Raw genomic sequence first — 16,412 nt, forward strand, 5'->3', positions numbered from 1 at the left:
TTTCCGGGAGTTTTTATTTTATAGTGTAAAGTTTACTGTTAACTTATAAATGGTAGTTTGTCATTCTGAACGCAACGAAGTGAAGTGAAGAATCTCTGAGATTCCTTGTTTCCTCGGCATGACATTTTATCCTTTTAATTTCCTACAATCGTCTTAGCGGTCACAAATTCTTTTAAAGCTAATAAAGATAGTTCTGTTCCATATCCTGAAGCTTTTGATCCTCCAAATGGAAAACGTGGATCAGAACTTGTCATACGGTTGATATTGACTGTTCCAGATTCAAGGTTTTCAATGAAGAATAACTGGCGGTCTTTATTCTTAGTCCATACAGAATTGGAAAGTCCGAAAGGAATATCATTGGCCATCTGTAAAGCTTCTTCATCATTTTTCGCAACCATCACCATACCAAGAGGACCGAAAAGTTCTTCTTTTAAAATAGGATTTCCTTCCTGAACTCTGATTAAACCAGGATTAAATTCATTTTCAGAAACTCTTTCCAAAGGAATAATGATTTCAGCACCATTTTCCAATGCCCTGTTGAACTGAGCTTCCAATTCATCGGCAAGATCGGGTCTTGCCATTCCTGCCAGTTTGGTTTCTTTATCTAAAGGATCTCCAATCTCATATTTCTTATATTCTTCAATGAATATTGGTAAAAACGCATCTTCAATCTTTTCATCAATGATAAATCTTTTTGCTGCAGTACAGGTTTGTCCACAATTTTGAAGTCTGGATTTTGCTCCTGCTTTTGCTGCTTCCTCCAGATCCGCATCTTCGAAAATAATGAAAGCATCACTTCCGCCTAATTCAAGTAAAGATTTTTTAATATTTAAACCGGCAATTGAAGCTACTTCTCCTCCGGCTTTTCCGCTGCCTGTCAAGCTTACTCCTTTTACAGTTTCATGTTCAAGGATTTCTTTTACAGCTTTATGTCCTACTTCAAGATTCTGAAAAATACCTTCAGGAAAACCTGCTTCCAGAAGTACTTCTTCAATGGCATTTCCACTTCCGAAACAAATTGAAGCATGCTTCAAAACGATTGTATTCCCAGCTAAAATCGCAGGAGTAGCAAATCTCAGCACCTGCCAGAAAGGAAAATTCCAAGGCATTACACCTAAGATTACCCCTTTCGGAGCATAATGAACTTCAGAATAAGAAAATTCTGATTCAACTTTTTCTGGTTTTAATATATTTTCAGCAGTGGCATAATAATTCATCATTAAAGCACACTTTTCCACTTCAGCAATAGATTCTGAAATGGGTTTATTCATTTCTGTAGTAATTATTTTCCCAAATTTCTCCGAATTATTCTTTAAAATTTCCGCTGCTTTTGCAATTAACTTCTGCCTTTCCTCAAACGGCACTTTTCTCCACACTGAAAACGCTTTATCTGCTTTAATAAGCTTGCTTTCAATTAATTGTTCCATAATATAAATTTCTGTTTTAAATTCAGCTAATGAATTTATGAGCGCTTTTATTTTAAAAGCACGGTGAAATTAGCAAATTCCATTCCTTAAGGGTTAATAAAATAATGATTTTCTCTATCGGAAGAATATAACTTTATCTTACATCATTAGCCATTCATTTACAAGACATGCTGCCAGTCTTGCTGTTCTGTCCTGGATATCGAAAGAAGGGTTAACTTCTGCCACATCCAGCGCCACCAATTTTTTATTTTTTAAGATATGCCTGTAAAAATGCATAAATGCAGCATCTGCAAAGATACCATTATAAGCAGCAGCCGAAACACCGGGAGCGATTGATGCATTAAAAACGTCCATACAAATGGTTAGATAGGCATAATCTACATTGTCCAGCAATTCATCAATACGCTGATAGACGGAGGTAAGATTTTCAAAAAATAATTCGTCTGCCAGAATATATTTCATTCCATACTGATGAGCGGTATCAAAAAGCTTTAATGTATTGGAGTTTCTCTGGATTCCAATATGCAAAGAATGGATAGGTCCTTCCTGAGCAATCTGCCAAAACCCGGTTCCGGAGCTTGGTCCTACTCCTTTTTCCGGCTGTCTGTTATCGAAATGGGCATCGATATTGATGATTCCTATTTTCTGTTCCGGAAGGGCTGTTTTAACGCCCAGATAATGAGCATACGTCACTTCATGACCTCCACCTAAAACAAGAGATTTTCCTCCTTTTAAAAGTACTTTTGACACATTTTTGGCAAGGTTATTCTGTGTATTTTCCAGATTACCGTCTTCACAGGTAAGATTTCCAAAGTCCAGCAGAGAAAAATCCGGAAGAATCACCGGAAAATTAGACATATTTTTCCTGATCACATCAGGAGCATCTTTCGCTCCCTGACGGCCTTTATTTCTCCTTACTCCTTCATCCACAGCAAAACCATGCAATGCAAAATCTCCTGCAGCAATATTGTCGTAATTACGTTCTTCTTTAACTCTTTGAAATAATCTGTGATAGAGAAGTTCTTCTCCGTCCAATCTGCCTTGCCAAATAGTACTCATTATTCAGTCATTTGCCTATTGTCTGTTCTTCAATCGATTATGATTGAAGAACAAATATTGTTAATTTATAATTTTATATCAGATTTCCATCAATATAAACCTGTTCTGCTTTCAGGCTTCCCTGGTTATACAGTACATTCTGGAAATTGTTGGTTTTGAAAGTGACAAAATCTGCCTTTTTCCCTACTTCCAGTTGTCCTCTGTCTTCAAGATTCAATGCATAAGCAGCACGGAAGGTCATCCCGGCCAAAACTTCAGCTGTAGTAAGCTTTTGGAAGGTGGCTAAAATAGAAGCCTGGGTAATTAAATTTCCCATTGGGGCAGATCCCGGATTCCAGTCACTAGCAATGGCTACAATAGCGCCTGCATCTAATAATTTTCTTGCCGGGGTAAATTTCTCACCCAATCCTAAACTCGCTCCAGGAAGGGCTGTTGCCACCGTATCGGATTCTGCCAGAAACTGAATATTTTCATCTATTGTGGCTTCCAGATGGTCTGCAGACTTCGCTCCTACTTCTACGGCAATTCTTGAACTTCCAGGGGTAAACTGATCTGCGTGAACCGTAATTTCAAAACCTAATTCTTTTGCTTTAAGCAAGAATTCTTTACTTTCTTCCGGCTGAAAAGCAGACTTTTCAATAAAGATATCTACTCTATTCGCTAAGCTTTCTTCTTTTACTTTTGGCAAAATTTCGGTGATGATATATTGCAGATATTCGGGATTGCTTCCGTCAAAATCTCTTGGTTTTAAGTGGGCTGAAAGACACGTTGGAACTAAAGTGGCTTTGGTTACATTCTGTGCTTTTTTAATAATTCTAAGCATCTTCAACTCGTTTTCCACATCCAGACCGTATCCACTTTTCACTTCAATGGTCGTAATTCCCAGATCAATCAAAAAGTTGATTCTTTCTCCTAAAGTTTTTAACAATTCTTCTTCTGAAGCATTTCTTGTATGCTGTACGGAACTCCAGATTCCACCACCGCTTTCCGCAATCTCCAGATAGGTTTTTCCTGCATTACGCATGGCAAAGTCATTCGCACGGTTTCCTCCGAAACAAATGTGGGTATGTGAATCTACAAAAGCAGGAAGAACAATCTGTTCTCCTTCAATCTGTTCGATTTCTATGGTAGGATTTTCTGTTTTCAATGTTTCAAAATTTCCAACTTTCCTGATGGTATTCTGATCTACTACAATTCCTCCGTCTACAATAATTTCCAGCTGCTCATCAGAAATTTTTCCTCTTAAGGGTAAGTTGGCAAGCGTTACCACCTGTTTAAATGGGCCTATTAATTTCATTAGTTTAAAGTTAATGCGATGTTTAGATGTAAGCTGATCCATTTTATATCAAACTCAATTTTCCAAACATTCAAAATTCCATTAATTTTTATTAATAATTTCTTCTCTCAAAAATACTTAAAATATCCCAATTATTTAAATCTTAGCTGTTCTCATTTTCAACCCTGGCTTAAACCTCTCTATCAATCTCAACGTTTTCTCAATCTGCCCTTCAACCTTTGTCTAAATTTGCTATCTTTGAAGTAAATGAAATGAATTAATGCCAGATTTTTTACATCCAGATAAGGAAAACTACTCACGAGAGGAGCTGATGCAGGAAGAACAGATCCGTCCACAGAGCTTTAAAGATTTTGCGGGGCAGAGAAAGACGCTGGAGAACCTTGAGGTTTTTGTTACCGCTGCGAAAAGACGTGGAGGAGCATTGGATCATGTTTTATTACATGGTCCGCCGGGACTTGGTAAAACGACTTTAGCCAATATTATTGCTAATGAACTTGGGGTAAACTGCAAGGTTACTTCGGGTCCTGTATTGGATAAACCCGGAAGTTTAGCTGGTTTACTGACCAATCTGGAAGAAAATGATGTTCTTTTCATTGATGAGATTCACCGTCTTTCTCCTGTGGTAGAGGAATACCTGTATTCTGCAATGGAAGATTACAAGATTGACATTATGCTGGAAACAGGCCCTAATGCCAGAAGTGTACAGATAGGGCTAAATCCTTTTACTCTCGTAGGTGCTACGACAAGAAGTGGTATGCTTACAAAACCAATGCTTGCCCGATTTGGAATTCAAAGCAGGCTGGAATATTATTCTATTGAACTTCTGTCTATGATTATTCAGAGAAGTGCAAGGGTTTTAGGCGTAGTTATATATGAAGATGCAGCAATAGAAATTGCAAGAAGAAGCCGTGGAACGCCAAGGATTGCGAATGCATTATTAAGAAGAGTACGTGATTTCGCTGAGATCAAAGGGAATGGTGAAATTGAAATCAAGATTACAAAATATGCTTTGGACTCTTTAAATGTGGATGAATTTGGTCTGGATGAAATGGACAATAAAATCATGCGCGTCATGATTGAAAACTTTAAAGGAAAACCAGTTGGTATCTCGGCTCTTGCAACATCCATTGCTGAAAATCCGGAAACCCTGGAAGAAGTATATGAACCATTTTTGATTCAGGAAGGGTTTATTATCCGTACTCCGAGAGGGCGAGAAGTTACTGATAAAGCTTACAAACATTTAAACATTACAAGACCTAAAAACCCGGGAGAGTTATTTTAATTCAAAGTTTAAGGTTTAAGGTTAATGAGAATTGATTAGTTTATGTTTATACCTAAATTATACAGAAGTGAAGATTACGATTTGATGAGAGAGATTATCAAAGAAAATTCTTTTGCTTTACTGATTTCTTCTGTCGGTAAGATACGGGCTACTCATTCTATGATGATGCTTAATGAAGATGATCCTGAAAATGCCTATATTGAAACTCATATTTCAAGAGCTAATCCCCAGGCCAAAGCCTTACAAAATGGTGATGAAGTTCTTTGTGACTTCTTAGGGGCTCATACTTATATATCCAGCAGCTGGTATGATCATATCAATGTTTCCACCTGGAATTATGAGGCAGTACAGATTCACGGAAAAGTTGAAATAATGAATCATGATGAGCTATATGCTCATTTGGATAAATTAACGTCCAAATATGAAAGTTTTCAGCAATGTCCCATGATGGTAAAAGATATGGGAAAGGAATTTGTGGAAAAGGAAATGAAGGGCGCTTTTGGGATTAAAGTTATTCCAACTGAAATATTTATCAAGCAAAAACTTTCTCAGAACAGAAAAGAGGATGATTTTAACAACATCATTACTCAACTTGAGCAATCTGATGATAACGCGAGAAAAATTGCGGAGAAAATGAAATTAATAAAGAAATAATCAAAATATACATATGAAGTTATATCCAATACAATGTGGAAAATTTAAACTGGACGGCGGTGCTATGTTCGGAGTCGTCCCGAAGAGTCTGTGGGAAAAAACGAACCCGGCAGACGAAAAAAACCTGATTGAGCTGGGGACACGTTCTCTGCTTATTGAAGATGGAAAAAAACTGATCCTGGTAGACTGTGGTCTTGGTAACAAACAGGATGATAAATTCTTCGGTCACTACTCTCTTTGGGGAGATGATACTCTTGATAAGAATCTTAAAAAATATGGCTTTATAAAGGAGGACATTACGGATGTATTCCTTACTCACCTTCACTTCGATCACTGTGGTGGAGCGATAGAATGGAATGACGATAAAACCGGATACAGACCTGCCTTTAAAAATGCTAATTTCTGGACGAATGAAAATCACTGGCAATGGGCAACAGAACCCAATGCAAGAGAAAAAGCAAGTTTCCTGAAGGAAAACATTATGCCAATGCAGGAAAGCGGACAACTTAACTATCTGCCACTTCCTACTACCGGAAACTACGGTTTCGCTCCTGATCTTAAAATGGACGTTATCTTTGTAGACGGACATACAGAAAAACAAATGCTTCCGGTCATCCAGTACCAGGAAAAAACTGTTGTTTTTGCGGCTGACCTTATTCCTACAGCAGGACATATCAACCCGGTGTATGTGATGGGATATGACACCAGGCCTCTTTTAACAATGGAAGAGAAAGCAAAGTTCCTGAAGCAATGTGTAGACAATGAATATTTACTGTTCTTTGAGCACGATGCTCATCATGAGCTGGCAAGTCTTAAAATGACCGAAAAAGGAGTGAGACTTGATGAGACGTTTAGCTTTAATGATGTTTTTGGATATTAATTTTTAATCATGGAAGAATTACATTCAGAAACACAGCAGACAGAGCCGGAACCAGCACCCAAGATCATTGGTTTAACAGGAGGAATAGGTTCTGGAAAAACCACAGTAGCGCGCTTTATAGAGGAATTCGGCTTTCCGGTTTATTATTCCGATGACAGAGCTAAAGCCATTGTTAATGAGAGTGAAGACCTGAAAACAAAAATCAAGGAACTTCTTGGCAAAGAATCTTATGATGAAAATGGGTTATATGACAGAAAATTTGTGGCTGATCAGGTTTTTAATAACAGAGATCTGCTTCAGCAATTGAATGAGATCATCCACCCCGCTGTAAGAATTGATTTTGAAAACTGGGTTAAGAAACAAAGCAAATATTTAGTTTTTAAAGAAACAGCTTTATTGTTTGAACTGAAACTTAACAGACAATGTTATAAGTCTCTTCTGGTAACAGCCGAGGATAATATCAGGATTAAAAGAGTAATGGACAGGGATAACAAAACTTATCGTGAGGTAGAAGCTGTCATGGAAAAACAGATGCCTGAAAGGGATAAAATAAAAATGGCAGATTGTATTATCTATAACAATACCAATCTCGAAGAATTAAAAGAACAAACTGAAAAAGTAGTTTTCAGTATCGAATAAATAAAAACTCGTTAGAAGCTTTTCTAACGAGTTTTTTTCTGCAAAAAAGTAATTTCTGAGACATTATTCCAATGAGATAATTTAATAAAAAATAAGCCTCCAAAAATGGAGGCTTATTCTATGTGAAATTTAAATGACTTATTCTTTGATAAATTTCTTTTGGGTAGTATTACCGTTATCGTCGATATCAATTACATAAACACCGTTAATCAATCTGCTTACATTGATCTGGTTGTTTAGTAAGATACCGTCAGCAATTACCTGCCCAGCAGCATTGTAGATTTTGTATTTAGCTCTCTTGCTAACATTTTTCACAAACAATACTGAGCTTACCGGGTTAGGATAAATCATAACACTTGTCTGATCAATTGGATTAGCAACAATCGGTTTAGAGATTCTTACCGTGTAATCCTCTACTTCTCCGTTTTTGAAGTCAGTACAGTTCACAGGGATACCGTCTCTAGACATCGCTACTCTCATCACTACATACTTATAATCTGTCATACTTACAAAAGCATCTGCAGGTACATTGAATTTACCTGAAACAGGGCTGTTTGAATTAGGTGAAGAAGTAAATACTCTTTCGTTGATGTCAAACTCTCCGTTTCTGTTGAAGTCAATCCAAACTGCGATTCCTTCATTGTAAGTAGTTCCTGTCCATTTTTTCTCAATGATGATCTCATTGTCAGTTGATCCCTGGATCATCTCGATAAATGTTTTAGGAACTCCAGTATAATCTGTATAAGTAGAAGCTCCGGATTCATTCTCCATTGTTTTCTTACCTGTAGGCTTCACAGTAACTTTAGAGATATGCTCTCCTGTAGAGTTTTCACCTTTCATCTTACAGTAGATTACTGTAGGTGTTGTAAAGTAGTAAGGAGGAGTATAGTTTCCTGGCGTACCGTTACAGATATTCACTACCTGCATTTCATATTTTGTTAATTCTGTAAGACCTGTCAATACAAGGTTATTAACTAATGATGGTACTTCTGTCCAACTTGGAATACCTACTTTTCTATATCTAAGAACATACGTTGCTCCCGGGAACGGATCCCACTGAATTGCCGCTGATGTAGGAAGCAATTGAGTAATTGTCAATCCTGGAGGCGGAATTTGGCATATTCTTTCTGTAGTAAATACTTTAGGGTTAGAATATGGATTCAATGTTGTTTCACCATTACACTGGTTAGCAATCTGTACTTCATAAGTTGTATATGGCTCTAAAGGAGTTGCACTTCCCAATACATAAGTATTTGCAGGAGCTGCTGGTAAACTTATAGTTGCCCATGTAGTAGTACCTACTTTTCTCCATCTCATTGTATACGTAGAGCTTGCTGCAAGCGGAGCCCATGTAATCAATGCTGTTGTTGGAGTAATGTTACTTACTGTTACATTTGGAGGAGTAGGATCACATCTTGTAGTGAATGTCTTGATTGGTGTTGCTGTTCCAACGATATCTCCACAAATTGCTGCTACCTCTACTTCATAAGTAGTTGCTGGTGTCAATCCGGTGATTACTAACGGAAGGTTACCCAATTGTGCTGAAGCATATACTTGCGTCCAAGCTGTTGTTCCCTGAGCTCTGTATCTCACCACATAGCTCACTCCTGCTCCCGTGATGGTAACAGTAGCTGTTGTATGTGTAGTTGTAAATGTTGGAGCGTTAGGAGTTGCATTACTACAAGGTCTGATTCTTACTCTATAATCTTCCACTTCCCCATCCACTGCATTCTGGCACATTACTGGAGCATTTGTACGTTTTAATACAACTCTCATTGTAGTTGTCAATGGTCCTGTGTAAGAATTTGAAGGAACAGCAAAAGTAGCCGTTACCGGAGTAGTTGTATTGGCTGGAGAAATTAAAATTCTCTCGGCATCTGTAAACTGTCCGTTTCTGTCAAAGTCGATCCATGCTGTTACAGCATCGTTACCTGTGGCACCTGTCCAACCTTTCGCTACAGAGATTTTATTATTCTGAGAATCTACATCTAAAGTTATAAGCGTCTCCGGAGTAGTATAGCTGGTATAATTGGTTTGTACCGAAGTATTATTCATTGGTGGCACTCCAAGGTTCGAAGAGGTAACTGTTACATTCGAAATATGGTCATTTGTACCGGTACCTGTCATTTGACAGTAAGTCAATGGAGGTGTTGTGAATGTTACTGTTGATGAATAAGATCCTGTAGAACCGTTACAAGTTGTAGAAACCTGAACATCATAATTAGTCTGCTCTGTAAGACCAGTAATTCCATAGAAGTTCTGACCAGCAGGAACTGTAGCAGTTTGCCAAACCCCACTTGGAGAAACTCTCCATCTGATATTATAAGTAGCCCCTGCAGTAGCAACCCATGACACTGTTGCAGTAGTTGCCCCAATATTATTTACTGTAATATTTGTTGGAGGAGCTGTTGAACAAGGCTGAGCATCTACAAATTTTACTGCATAATCTTCTACTTCTCCCTGAGTGAATGTTCCACATGGATTAGCATTATCAAAATATCTCATTACTACACGCATACGGGTAGGAAGAGTTCCTGTATACACATTACCACTTGCAACGGTAGGTACTGCAAAAGTAGCTGTTACCGGTGTAGTTGTATTATAGGTTGTATTAAGAATTCTCTCGCTGGTTTCAAATGTTCCGTTTCTGTTAAAGTCTACCCATGCTGAAACTGCATATGAAGAAGGAGAACCCGGCCAGTATTTGTTTACAGAAATTTTATTATTTGCAGAACCTCTTTCAAAGATTACTACTCTTGTAGCATCCGCTGTATAATCTTTGTAATTGTCAGATCCGGAATTACTCATCATAATAGGAGTATTCGTAGGAGTAACAGTTACATTATTAATATATCCGCTTGTTGCAGTATTACTTGTAGGACCTGCTGTACAATAAGTAAGAGCAGGTGTTGTAAAGGTAACGGTTGGTGAGAATGCCCCTGTAGTACCTCCACAAACAGTAGCAACCTGTACATCATATGCAGTCTGCTCCAATAATCCCGTAAGTAATTGGTTACTGATTAATGGTGTATTTACTGCAATCTGTTGCCATGCTCCTGAAGGAGACACTCTGTATCTTACTATATAAGTAGCTCCTGTAGTAGATGTCCAAGTAACATTCGCTGAAGAAGGAGTTACGTTATTAACCATAATATTAGATGGCGGCGCTGTAGAACATCCTGCCAAATCGATCAGTTTCACAGCATAATCTTCAGTTTCACCATAATAGTAAGTTCCACAAGCACTAATAGGGCTGTATTCATTTAATACAACACGCATTTTTGTAGTCAGGTTTCCTGCGTAGGCACCACCGGCAGTAGTTGGTACTGTAAATGTAGCGGTAACCGGAGTTGTTGTATTACTTGGTGAAGTAAGTACTCTTTCAGTTGCTTCAAAAACACCATTACGGTTAAAATCAATCCAAACGCCTGTTAAGAAGCCATATTGATAACCAGGCCACGTTTTTGAAACTGAAACGGTAGCTGTACCTCCTCTTACTAAAGTAACTACTCTTGTAGGATCCGTACTGTAATCTGTATATCCACTCTGACCAGAGTTGCTGTACATAGACGGAGCACCTTGTGCATTAACAGAAACCTGATTGATATATCCGTCAATATAGGTACTTGTAGCACCGGAAGTACAATATGTAAGAGCCGGAGTTGTAAAGTTTACACTGGAAGAGAATGCTCCCTGTGTCCCTCCGCAGACAGTGGCTACCTGAACTTCATACTGAGTCTGCTCAGTTAATCCGGTAATAATCTGGTTTGCGACCATAGGAGTTGTAACATTGATTGTTGTCCAGGCTCCCCCAGAAACAGGTCTGTATCTTACCACATAAGTGGCACCCGAGGAAAGGTACCATCCTACATTAGCAGAAGTTGTTGTCAGGTTTGAAACTGTAATGTTGGTAGGTGGCGCCGTTGAACAAGCAGGAAGCGGGTGGCTTTCCAACTGTATTCTCGGAATATCTGCAAGTCTGTCTTTTGCAGAAGGCGGTGCTGCAGGGTCCGGGTTTGTACTATCTTCATAATAGATTATCCCTCTATTTGCTCCTGCATTATATGATCCCCAGGCCGTACCCGGAGAAGATGCATAATCGGGAGTTTTTTCATTTACGGCAACCACAAGATTGTCTGTTCCATTCCATAAAAATGGTGTAGACAATTGAAGAGTTACCCAGCTTCCGTTCGTTAAGTTAGGTAAAACTCCGTCAAACACCTGAGTCATAGAACTTACCGGAATCCAGTTTGTATTGGATGTAAAGCTAGTCTGGGTTGTGTTTCCCATATATACCACCCAATCCTTATATACAGCCTGAGAGGCTGCAACGGTGGTGGAATAAAACTTTATAGCCGTGATATAGTTCGACGTACCAATGGCAGTCGTAAGTTCCGCAGCCGTATAGATCTGCTGGGAATAACTATACCCATAGTAGGAACGTATGGGGAGATACACAGAGGTACCCGTTCCTGTCCCGATCTGTCCTGCCTGAGCCGAGACTTTGGATACAAAGCCTGTGCAAATCAAACAGAGAAACAGAATTAAAGAGGTAAAGAATTTCTTCATAATGTTTTCATTATAATATTAATCACACAAATCTAATCATTTTTTATTATTAATTTATAAGTACATTTATGTTTTTTTTATAAAAAAATAACAAATTTATTACTTATGCTCTAAATAAAGAAATCCCCGGGACTTCCCGGGGATTTACTAATATTTAAAGGTTATCTTTATTTCTTGATAAATTTAGATTTGAATTGTTCAATTCCTTTATCATCTATTGTAATAATATAACCACCTTTAACTAAAGCTGAAACATTAACCTTTCCATTATTGATATTTCCTCTGTCTACTAATTGTCCAGCTGCACTATAAATCTTATAAGTTGCTTTATCTGAAACTTTAGTAATATTCAGAACATCAGTTGCAGGGTTTGGATAAATCTGAATACCATTATTTTTAACAGTACTTTCAGAAGTAGCAAGGTTACCTGTAATCACTACGTTATAATCCTCAACCTCACCATCGAAAAGTTCATCACAAACATAATCTGAAGGTAATGATAAACCAACGTTACCCCCTCCAGTTCCAGCACCTACATAGAATGCTACAACTCTCATTCTTAATGGCTGTCCTTCTACTGCATTCGCTGGAATTGTAACGTTTCCGCTTACTACAGTTGATGGCTGCGTTAATGTTACAGGATAATTCAATACTCTTTCTGAATCACTGAAAACACCATCTTTGTTAAAGTCTATAAATGCAGCTACCGTATCATAATCAGCACTACCGGAGTTCCCTACGGTAACAGACATAGGGTAAACATTCCCTTTTGTTAAGTTAATTTGAAGTGCTGTATTTGTTGTATAGTTTGTATATGTACTATTTACAGAAGTGTTATTTACATTTGCAAGTGTCACATTGGCAATATACTCATAGTCTGAACTTGTTGAAGCAGCTGCGCAGTAAGCAAGTGCAGGTGTACTGAAGTTTACGGATGCAGAATATGTTCCTACTGTAGTACCACAAACTAAAGCTACCTGAACTTCATACGTTGTACCATCAATTAAGTTACTTAAGTTGATTGAAGGAACTGCTGTATCAGCTTCAGTCCATACAGTTGTACCTACTTTTCTGTAACGTACTTTATAAGTTGCGCCTGTATAAGACATCCAGGATACACTTCCTGAAGACACTGTAATGTTACTTACAACAACGTTGGTTGGAGCAGCACTGCTACAAGCAGATAGAGGTGCAATACTTACAGGTCCTACCGCATAGAAAACATTTCCTATTGAAGAAACTCTTACTTTAATTGTCTGACCGTTCAATGAAGAAGGGAAAGTGAAGTTTTCAGATCCGTCATTAGGTGTTGATGCTGATAATACCGTCCAGGTTGTTCCGTTATCTGTAGTGTAATCAATTTTTACATTAGCAACATTATAAGGAGCTGCATTGGTATTGGCAACAATCCATTGAACTGGAGTTGGAGTATTCACATCAGCATATTGGTTAGCTAATCTGAAAGGACCATTATCTCCTACAACAATAGTCTGAACTTTAAAAGCAGATTGCTGTTGAGCTACATTGGAATTATTATCTCTTACCGTTAATGCAAAATTTGTAGTTCTTGCCGTAGTAGACACTGCCTCCCAAGTATTGTTTGCATTATTTAATACTCCGTTCATTACAGACGTAAATTTCGGGAAATATCTTGTTGGGCTTGCGTTTGGAGCAGCAGATCTGAATGAAGCTCCTGATGTTGTGTTTCCTAAGTTATATTTATCAATAGAAACCAAGGCATCATCTACCTCTTCCCAAGAATAAGTCATTGGGTCATTTTCAGGATCTGTAGCACTACCCGTCAAAGCAAAAGCAGTACCTTTTGGTATAGTATATGTTGGCAGATCAGCAATTACCGGTGGGTTATTGGTAATTGTAGTTTCTACGTCACAAGTTTTTGCAATTAAGTTTGCTTGTACCTGACCGATACTTGCTTTATGGAAATAAGGATCAGAGTTTTGCTGAACATCTGTATCAGGACCGGTAATACCAGCATATCCCATAATAGTAGTTCCAGAACCAGGTTCCATATTTACTCCACTTCCTTCAAGATTATGAGAGAAAGTATGATTAGCTCCTAACTGGTGCCCCATCTCATGGGCTACATAGTCGATATCAAAGCTATCGCCTGATGGAATTCCATTCGCAGGAGAAGTATATCCTGAACCTTTTCCTTTAGGAACTGAAGTTGTAGGATTAATACATACACATCCGATACATCCGGCGTTTCCTCCACCTCCAGATTTACCGAATAAGTGTCCGATATCATAGTTGGTATTTCCAACATTGGCTGTCAAAGCTGATTGTAACTGCGCGTTCCACGCTCCCTGTGCTCCGGTTGCAGCTGCAGAATATGGATCAGTAGCAGGATCAATATAAATTACATTAGGAAAGTTCTGTAAATTCAAATGCAATGCAAAGTCTTTCTCAAAAACTCCATTTACTCTGGTTAGAGTATTATTGATAGCAACAAGTGCAGGAGCTCTTTTCTGATCATCCGTAGCAGTAGCAGGTACACCAGCAAGTCCCATAAAGTATTGTGTATACTCACCTGTAACAGACATTGCCAGTCTCATTGTTCTGTATTTCTTATCAGAACTTTTGTTAAAAGTTGTCGGCTGATTAGTGAACGACTGTCCATTTTTTAATAAAGCATCTATTTCCTTCTTAGCAGCAGGAGATTCTTCTGTAGAACACAAGAAACCGTTCTTTTCCTTTTTTGTTTTAGGATGAACAGCATACACTGTTTTATCTGCGGCTGTAGGGTCTATAAATTCATATTTATCTCCATGGATGATCATTGACTGAAAATCATTAGGAGCGATACTGAATCTTAAGTATTTGGTAGGGTCATCGACACTAGTTCCAACATAAGATCCTAATTCATACTTGTCTGCCAGTTCTTTTACAACTACTGGAAAACTATATACATTAAACCTTTCAATCTTCCCGCTCATTGTAGGAAGAGAAATTACTACAGGAGTGGAATTTGCTCCCATTTCCTGTGCATTCTTCAGCTGAGATCTTAGTAAGTTCAGGTCCAGTTTATAATACCCGTTACTTCTTACATTAGATTGATCTACTCTAAATCCTGTACTTCTTTTGTTATCGTCTCCTTTTTTAAGAGAGGTGGGTGTCCATTGGCCGAACACTGCTCCTCCTATAAAAGTAAACATTAAAGCAGTAAATACTTTTTTCATAAATTAAAACACAATTATAATTTCCGCCAAATATAGCTATTTTATAAATCACACAAATGAAATAACTTAATATTTTTTAATATTATACACCCAACAAACATATTCATTAAAAAAAATACAAATCAAAGAATATGATTAATTTTATATTCTATATATTGTACAATTCAAGGATTATCATTTATAGAAATTATAAGTAACATTCATTAAAAAAAACACAAACTTTAGAACAATCTAAAGTTTGTGTTTTTTATATTTTAAACGCTAAGAGCAGTTATTTCTAGAACTTATAAGCAATATTCCATGCAAATCCCATATTAAACTTTGAGGAACTTTTTCCGAACCCGGGAACTATCATCGGAGAGATGTCATCCTGCTTGGTAGTGTATACCATATATCTTGGCTGAAGATTCACATCTATATAAAAATTAGAGCTGAATAACTGTACTCTACCTCCAATAGTTCCCTCCAGCCAAAAAGAAGACTGCGAGGATGAAGGAAATGCTTCAGAAGAATTACTTCCTCCAAATCCACGAACAGGAATCGCCATATATTCCTGATTATAGAATGATCCTGCCACTTTTCCTCCGGCATAAAATCCGTTGAATTCATTTTCAGCATCTTTTGCCAGCATATAGAACGCACCTAACTTCACGAAAGGTCCGTTTGCCTTACCATCATAGCCATTTTTCTGATATACGTTTTTTTCAAAACCTGCTTCTGCAATAGCATGAACATTTCCTTTGATCTTGGAGGAAATAAATCCCTGATACAGTTTTCTATCTGAAAAAAATCCGGCTCCGGTATTCAATACATCAAGGCCAACCATAAAATTAGGTTCATATTTTTCCTGAACCTTCTTCTCTGCTTCCTTTTTTTTGTCTTGTGCCCAGCTTATTATTCCAAATAAACTAAAAAGAAAGGTAAAGATTAGTCTTGTCTTCATTTTCTATTTGATTTTGTCCGACCTCCACTTTCTGAACTGGATCCGGAGTTACTAATTCTGAAGTTAAATTCTCGTAATACTTTTTGATTCCGCATCCGGGAGATACATAGGTTGACTTCGTTGTATAATTAATTCTTACTTTAGATTCCTTCCCCTTTTTAGTAAGTTTAAAATAAACGTCTGTATAAGGTGAATTGTCTACCCGTAGAGGAATTAACCTTGAATCAGTCTTTACAGCGACTCCGAGATCTATCTTTCCTGCACCATAATCTACTGCAACATAGAGTGAATCCAGAGTAGTCTCTTTTCCACTATCCTTATCTCTGTAGGCCACCTTCATTCTGGGAGTTCCTTCTCCGCTTTCACAAATATCATCGTCACCCCCACAGGAAACAAGCATTCCTAAAAAGCAGATCGCTATAAGAAATTTAAAGTACTTCATATTAAGATTTGAAATTCAAA

Annotated in this window: 11 protein-coding genes; 4 read left to right on the forward strand and 7 right to left on the reverse strand. The window is 37.8% G+C overall.

What is annotated here, in order from left to right; translation table 11 throughout:
* Positions 1–134: 134 nt before the first annotated feature.
* The 3 genes from PZ898_RS12310 to hutI form a co-directional block, all read right to left on the reverse strand.
* Positions 135–1,427, reverse strand: coding sequence for an aldehyde dehydrogenase family protein (locus PZ898_RS12310; protein WP_277693453.1), 1,293 nt, complete (start codon positions 1,425–1,427; stop codon positions 135–137).
* Positions 1,428–1,565: 138 nt separating this feature from the next.
* Positions 1,566–2,486, reverse strand: a complete 921-nt coding sequence (gene hutG / locus PZ898_RS12315) for a formimidoylglutamase (protein ID WP_277693454.1) — start codon at positions 2,484–2,486, stop codon at positions 1,566–1,568.
* A gap of 73 nt (positions 2,487–2,559) precedes the next feature.
* Positions 2,560–3,783 (reverse strand): imidazolonepropionase, encoded by a 1,224-nt coding sequence (gene hutI / locus PZ898_RS12320; protein WP_277693455.1) that lies wholly within the window; start codon positions 3,781–3,783, stop codon positions 2,560–2,562.
* A 259-nt stretch (positions 3,784–4,042) separates the two neighbouring features.
* On the opposite strand from hutI, the gene ruvB reads away from it, so the two are divergent.
* From ruvB to coaE, 4 genes are read left to right on the forward strand one after another with little or no spacing between them, the layout of a single operon-like run.
* Complete coding sequence (gene ruvB, locus PZ898_RS12325) at positions 4,043–5,065, forward strand: Holliday junction branch migration DNA helicase RuvB (protein WP_062675795.1); 1,023 nt, start codon at positions 4,043–4,045, stop codon at positions 5,063–5,065.
* Between the two features lie 42 nt (positions 5,066–5,107).
* Positions 5,108–5,719, forward strand: coding sequence for an FMN-binding negative transcriptional regulator (locus tag PZ898_RS12330; RefSeq protein WP_062675794.1), 612 nt, complete (start codon positions 5,108–5,110; stop codon positions 5,717–5,719).
* Between the two features lie 13 nt (positions 5,720–5,732).
* On the forward strand, positions 5,733–6,599 hold the full coding sequence (locus PZ898_RS12335; protein WP_062675793.1) for an MBL fold metallo-hydrolase: 867 nt from the start codon (positions 5,733–5,735) through the stop codon (positions 6,597–6,599).
* 9 nt (positions 6,600–6,608) lie between these two features.
* Positions 6,609–7,238 carry a dephospho-CoA kinase gene (gene coaE, locus PZ898_RS12340; protein ID WP_062675792.1) on the forward strand — a complete coding sequence of 210 codons (630 nt, stop codon included), beginning with the start codon at positions 6,609–6,611 and terminating at the stop codon, positions 7,236–7,238.
* Positions 7,239–7,376: 138 nt separating this feature from the next.
* On the opposite strand, the gene PZ898_RS12345 is transcribed toward coaE, so the two are convergent.
* The 4 genes from PZ898_RS12345 to PZ898_RS12360 form a co-directional block, all read right to left on the reverse strand.
* The gene (locus tag PZ898_RS12345; protein ID WP_277693456.1) at positions 7,377–11,807 is read right to left on the reverse strand and encodes a GEVED domain-containing protein; all 4,431 of its coding nucleotides are present in this window, start codon (positions 11,805–11,807) and stop codon (positions 7,377–7,379) included.
* Positions 11,808–11,974: 167 nt separating this feature from the next.
* Positions 11,975–15,007, reverse strand: a complete 3,033-nt coding sequence (locus PZ898_RS12350; protein WP_062675790.1) for a reprolysin-like metallopeptidase — start codon at positions 15,005–15,007, stop codon at positions 11,975–11,977.
* Between the two features lie 277 nt (positions 15,008–15,284).
* The gene (locus tag PZ898_RS12355) at positions 15,285–15,950 is read right to left on the reverse strand and encodes a DUF6048 family protein (protein WP_277693457.1); all 666 of its coding nucleotides are present in this window, start codon (positions 15,948–15,950) and stop codon (positions 15,285–15,287) included.
* Positions 15,916–16,392, reverse strand: a complete 477-nt coding sequence (locus tag PZ898_RS12360) for a DUF6452 family protein (RefSeq protein WP_216443814.1) — start codon at positions 16,390–16,392, stop codon at positions 15,916–15,918. Before PZ898_RS12360 ends, PZ898_RS12355 begins: the two co-directional genes overlap by 35 nt.
* Positions 16,393–16,412: the final 20 nt, after the last annotated feature.

This window comes from Chryseobacterium sp. WX (assembly GCF_029542485.1).
GTDB lineage: Bacteria > Bacteroidota > Bacteroidia > Flavobacteriales > Weeksellaceae > Chryseobacterium > Chryseobacterium cucumeris.

Bases quoted from the DNA above. Each gene is read 5' to 3' on its own strand.
- PZ898_RS12310 (WP_277693453.1), bottom strand. From the start codon at position 1,427: ATGGAACAATTAATTGAAAGCAAGCTTATTAAAGCAGATAAAGCGTTT.
- hutI (WP_277693455.1), bottom strand. From the start codon at position 3,783: ATGAAATTAATAGGCCCATTTAAACAGGTGGTAACGCTTGCCAACTTA.
- PZ898_RS12350 (WP_062675790.1), bottom strand. From the start codon at position 15,007: ATGAAAAAAGTATTTACTGCTTTAATGTTTACTTTTATAGGAGGAGCA.
- PZ898_RS12345 (WP_277693456.1), bottom strand. From the start codon at position 11,807: ATGAAGAAATTCTTTACCTCTTTAATTCTGTTTCTCTGTTTGATTTGC.
- PZ898_RS12335 (WP_062675793.1), top strand. From the start codon at position 5,733: ATGAAGTTATATCCAATACAATGTGGAAAATTTAAACTGGACGGCGGT.
- PZ898_RS12355 (WP_277693457.1), bottom strand. From the start codon at position 15,950: ATGAAGACAAGACTAATCTTTACCTTTCTTTTTAGTTTATTTGGAATA.
- hutG (WP_277693454.1), bottom strand. From the start codon at position 2,486: ATGAGTACTATTTGGCAAGGCAGATTGGACGGAGAAGAACTTCTCTAT.
- ruvB (WP_062675795.1), top strand. From the start codon at position 4,043: ATGCCAGATTTTTTACATCCAGATAAGGAAAACTACTCACGAGAGGAG.
- coaE (WP_062675792.1), top strand. From the start codon at position 6,609: ATGGAAGAATTACATTCAGAAACACAGCAGACAGAGCCGGAACCAGCA.
- PZ898_RS12330 (WP_062675794.1), top strand. From the start codon at position 5,108: ATGTTTATACCTAAATTATACAGAAGTGAAGATTACGATTTGATGAGA.
- PZ898_RS12360 (WP_216443814.1), bottom strand. From the start codon at position 16,392: ATGAAGTACTTTAAATTTCTTATAGCGATCTGCTTTTTAGGAATGCTT.